We start from the raw sequence: 5,341 nt of genomic DNA on the forward strand, positions 1-5,341 counted from the left end.
GCCGTATGACGGTTTGAGTTTTGCGCCGCTGCTGCGCGGGAAGAAGGGCGAATCGCGCGAATGGATCTTTGTGGGCTGCGATGACAAATGGTATGTTCGCGAAGATAAGTGGAAACTCAATCAGTCCGGTGAGTTGTTCGACATGCAGGACGCCCCGTTCACGGAGCCGCTCGTGCCGGCCGATTCGCAGGATGCGGACGCGCTCGCCGCGCGCAAGCGGCTGCAGGCCGTGCTCGACAAACTCAATCCGGCGGCCGGCGCTCTGCCGCCGCGGAAGTCGCCTGAGGCCGCCGCCAAGGAATGATGGCAACGCCTCAGGTCGGAGCACGGATTTGGGAATCGGTGAACGATTACGGTGGACGATTGCAGAGCAATTTCTCGTAATCCGTAGTCGTCGCCCGTAATCGTCATCCGTAACGAATAATGAATGGAACGAAACCAGATGAAGCGGCGCGAATTTATGAAGGTGGCGGGGTTGGGCGCAGTGGCTTTGGGGCTGCGTCCTGATATGGGTGTTGCGGCGGAGACGGAGAAAGTCAGCCGCCCCAACATCATTCTGTGCATGACGGATGATCAGGGCTGGTCGGATGTGAGTTATAATGAAGCGGGCAGGCTGGTAAATGGCAAGTTCAGGACGACGGAGATCGATAAAATGGCGGCCGCCGGGATGCGCTTCGACCGGTTCTACGCCGCGGCGCCGGTCTGCTCGCCCACGCGCGCAAGCTGCCTCACAGGCCGGCACCCGTTCCGGTACGGGGTCACGCTCTTCGGCAAGCCGTTGGATCTGAGGGAAGGGACGATTGCCCAGGCGCTTCATGCAGCCGGTTACAGGACCGGTCACTTTGGCAAATGGCATCTTAACGGAGTGATGGGCCCGGGACAGCCGATTGCCAAGGACGATCCGCTCAACCCCGGCGCATTCGGCTTCGAGACGTGGTTCTCGGTCTCCAACTACTTCGAGAATGACTGGACGTTCAGCCGCGAAGGGACGCAGGTCGCCATGCGGGGAGACGGCTCCGACGTGATTGTGGCCGAGGCTCTCAAGTGGCTCGACAGCCTCGGAACCAAGGCCGCGGGTCAGCCGTTTTTTGCGGTTATCTGGTTTGGCAGCCCGCACGCGCCGCACAAACCTCTGCCGGAAGATTTACAGGCTGCCGGAGGCGAGGACATGGAATTGGGCGAACTGGCGGGTGTGGACCGGGCCATGGGGACGCTTCGGAAAGGACTGCGAGAGCGCGGCCTCGCCGACAATACCATGCTCTGGTTCAACTCAGACAATGGCAGCCCACGCGATAACAGGCCTCTGAAGGGCGAAAAGGGCGGTTTGTATGAAGGAGGCATTCGCGTGCCGGGCATATGCGAGTGGCCGGCGCGCGTGAAGCCGGGCCGGACCTCCGTGCCGGTGGTCACCAGCGATTTTTATCCGACCCTGCTCGAGGCCGCCGGGGTGGCCATGCCGGCAGACAAGCCGCAACCTCTGGATGGAATCAGTCTGATCCCCCTGCTTGAGGGGAAAATGGCTGAACGGCCGAGTCCGATCGGCTTCATGGACGCGAAGAGCAACGCATTATCCGACAACCGGTACAAACTCCTGGTCGGCGCGAACGGGGCATCGCTTTACGATCTGATTGAAGACCCTGGCGAAAGAAAAACACTGTTCGAAGAAGAGCCGGAGGTTGTCGCCAGGCTGGGAAAACTGTTGGACGAATGGGCTGCATCCGTGCGCAAGAGCCAGGAGGGGGCGGATTACCCGAAGTGAGATCAGGAATCGGCGGACGATTACGGGCGGCTATTACGGTGGACGATTGCAGAGCAATTCCTCGTAATCCGTAATCGTCAACCGACAGGGTCATGGTGAGTTTTTGAAGAAGAATGACCACGGAAGAGAAGAAACGCGACGAGATGGCGTGACTTTTTGAAGAAGGCGGGATTGACCGCCGTCTCCCCTGGTCTGCCGGATAGCATGGGGGGGGTGGGGGTGGGGCAGGTCGATAAAAAGGAATCAACCAATGAACCGAATTTGTACTGCCAAAATCACATGGGCCGTCTGTTGCTTAGCCTGGTGTGGGAGTGTCGTTGCTGACGAGATGAAGAATGCGGCCTTTCATGTCTCGGTTGTTGCCGAGAAGGACGGAGTGCAGGCCAGCCTTGAGGATCTAGCTTCTCGGTGGAAACTCGCTGATGGACCTTACCTTTATCAAGCGATGAGGGTGGATGAGAAAGGGAAGACGAACACGTTGGAGAACGCGACGGTGTCCTCCGGGGACGGCAAGGTCATCATTCGCGGGCAATTGGCCGGGTTGGAGGTCGAGCATACGCTCTTGCTGCCGTCGGACCGTCCGGTGATGGAAGAGCGAATCGTGGTGCGGAACAAGACGGACAAGCTCATTGCGCTTTCAGGATTTGAGACGGGTTTCACACTGTGTGTGGCCGATTCAAAAGGGAAACTGTTGCCGGAATTTTCCAGGGATCATTTGATGGCTGTGCCGTTCCTGCGTCGGGCGAATGACCCCAAGGGGAAACAACACGATTATTCCCTTCAGGAGGTCGTGCTCACACCGGGGTATGTCCCGTCAATGGAACAAATCAAGCGTGTATCATCAATGCCATCACCGCATCGGGCTTCGGAAGGATGGGCATGGGTGCGTGGCGACGATGTGTTCGGGATTTTCAAGTTCAGTCAGCAAAATATGCAGTTCAGCGTTGTGTCGAAGCATCCCGCCGCCGATGGCATGCGGTTGCGGTTCGGCGGCGTGGCGATGATTGGCGGCGAGCCGGCGGACTTAGGCCGTATCGCGCCCGGTCAGAGTGTCGATCTTGGATTAGTTCGTTATCAAATGTTGCGCGGTGGTCACCGGGAAGCCTGCTATGCGTTCCGGGGTATGCTGGATGAAATGGGGTGCCGGTTCCCGAAGGATTTCAACCCACCGGTGCACTGGGAACAGCTCTACGATATGTCGGGAGCGTGGAACAACCGTCCCCGTCGTTTTACGAAGGCGATTCTTGAACGCGAGGCAGCCAAGGGCAAAGCCTACAGTTGCGAGGCACTCTATCTTGATCCGGGATGGGACACCGATTTCGGGACGTTCCTGTGGGGTGAAAAATGGTTGGGACCGCGGAAGCAGTTCATTGACGAGATGCAATCAAAATACGGCCTGAAAGTGTCTTTGCACTGTCCTCTGGCCAGTTGGATGTCGAGCCGGATCACGTGGGGGAAGAACGCCTATAAGAGTTTCCCGGTCGAATCCCGCCGAATCCCGCCGGAAAAGGCCAGTGATCCCAATTTCAGTTTGCTCAGTTTTACCAACTTGCTTGAAGGACCGCTGGTCTGTTTGGGGTCGAAGCAGTATTTGGATGTGGCGGCAGAACGGATGTTGGAGCATTGCGCGGATGGCGTTGTGTATTTGATGTTCGATGGCAACTGGTGGAACGGTGGCTGCATGAATCCCCATCACGGTCATCCAGTGCCCTATCGGATAGAAGACCATATTCGCGCCAATCTCGACCTCGCACAACGCATTCATGCGAAATATCCGAAGGTGTTGATTGAGATGCACGACGCCATTGCCGGCGGCTCGAAAGTTCGTGCCACGCCCATCTACTACAAGTACGGACTGCCCGGCAGTTATGACATGACCTGGGGTTTTGAACTGATGTGGAACCCCATGGACGATATCAAGCAAGGCCGGACGGCGGCCCTTTATTATGCCAACTTGGGGGGCAATGTGCCGATCTACACTCATGTGAGCCTTATCACCGATAACGAACACTGCATGGTGTTGTGGTGGTACGCCTCGACGTGCCGTCATCTGGGGATTGGCGGAACGAACAAAAACCCGGCCATTGTCAAAGCCGGGCAGGAAGCCATGCGCTGGTACCGGGCCAATGACCGGTTCTACAAGCGGGGCGACTTCTACGGCATCAGCGAGGAGATCCATCTGCATGTGTTACCGGGGGAAAGAGCTTTCACGGTGAACGTGTTCAATCTCAGCGATAAAGGAAACACCGTGAGCGGCAGCATTGACCTGAAAACCATGGGGATGGATCCCTCGCTCAAGTACGTCTCGACGGAAGGCGTGGGAACGGTCGAAAACGGGCGCTATCAAGTTTCGATGGAATTGCCGGCATGGGGGACGAAAGTTGGGAAAGTTGAAGCGGCGACGGAATAGGCACGCAAGAAACGGCAAGGAAACTGCGGAGGACAAGGATGTCTTCTTCCCGGACGTTTGTCAGGACTATGCGCTGGAGTTCATCCGGCGGCTGGCAAGATGCCGGAGCGAAAAATGGCTAAGGACACCGCCGCCGAATGATGGTAACGACTCAGGTCAAATGTCAGAAGCGGGAATCGGAGAACGATTGCGGGCGACGATTACGGTGGACGATTGCAGAGCAATTCCTCGTAATCCGTAATTGTCGCCCGTAATCGTCAACCGAAACGAATGATGAATGCATAAAGGCAAAGAATACGATGAAGCGACGCGAATTTATGAAGGTGGCGGGGTTGGGCGCAGTGGCTCTGGGGCTGCGTCCTGATATGGGTGTTGCGGCGGAAGAAGAGAAAGCCGGCAGGCCCAACATCATTCTCATGATGACCGATGACCAGGGCTGGTCGGATGTCAGCTATAACGAAAAGGGGGCACTGGCAAAGGGAGCTTTCAAGACACCGGAGCTTGATGCCATGGCTGCCGCCGGATTGCGCTTCGACCGGTTCTACGCCGCCGCGCCGGTCTGCTCGCCAACGCGCGCAAGCTGCCTGACCGGCCGTCACCCTTACCGTTACGGTGTAACAACCTATAACCTGCCGTTGAAGCTTCAGGAAAAGACGATTGCCCAGGCGCTCAAGGCGGCCGGCTACAAGACCGGTCACTTCGGCAAGTGGCATCTCAACGCAGCCAAAGACCGAAGCAAGCCGATCGCCAAGGACGATCCGCTGAATCCCGGAGTTTTCGGTTTTGAGACGTGGTTTTCCGCCCACAACACGTTCGACCTTGACAGCACCTTCAGCCGTGGCGGAACTGCGGTTGCCACGAAAGGAGATGGATCGGATGTTATCGTGGCGGAGGCGCTTACCTGGATTGACAGCCTTCGATCCAAGGGGGACGGCCAACCGTTCTTTGCGCTCATCTGGTTTTCGGGGCCGCATGTTCCGTACGATCCGCTGCCGGCAGATTTGCAGGCCGCTGGCGGCAATGGCAAGTGGGGCGAACTCGTGGGTGTGGACCGCGCCGTGGGCACGCTGCGGAGCGGACTCCGGCAACGGGGGCTCGCCGACAACACGATGCTCTGGTTTAACTCGGACAACGGCCCCACCAGTGGAAGCAAGCCTTTGAAGGAGCAGAAG

3 protein-coding genes are annotated in these 5,341 nt (G+C 57.8%); all 3 read left to right on the plus strand.

Translation table 11 applies throughout. The features are described from left to right. The first annotated feature begins 508 nt into the window (after positions 1-508). Positions 509-1,759: an N-acetylgalactosamine 6-sulfate sulfatase gene (locus FJ222_11820; protein MBM4165110.1), complete on the plus strand. Its 1,251-nt coding sequence runs from the start codon at positions 509-511 to the stop codon at positions 1,757-1,759. A 250-nt stretch (positions 1,760-2,009) separates the two neighbouring features. Continuing rightward, positions 2,010-4,169 (plus strand): hypothetical protein, encoded by a 2,160-nt coding sequence (locus tag FJ222_11825; protein MBM4165111.1) that lies wholly within the window; start codon positions 2,010-2,012, stop codon positions 4,167-4,169. Between the two features lie 299 nt (positions 4,170-4,468). Further along, the coding region (locus FJ222_11830; GenBank protein ID MBM4165112.1) for an N-acetylgalactosamine 6-sulfate sulfatase at positions 4,469-5,341 on the plus strand (873 nt) is incomplete at its 3' end.

The organism is Lentisphaerota bacterium, from assembly GCA_016873675.1.
GTDB lineage: Bacteria > Verrucomicrobiota > Kiritimatiellia > RFP12 > JAAYNR01 > VGWG01.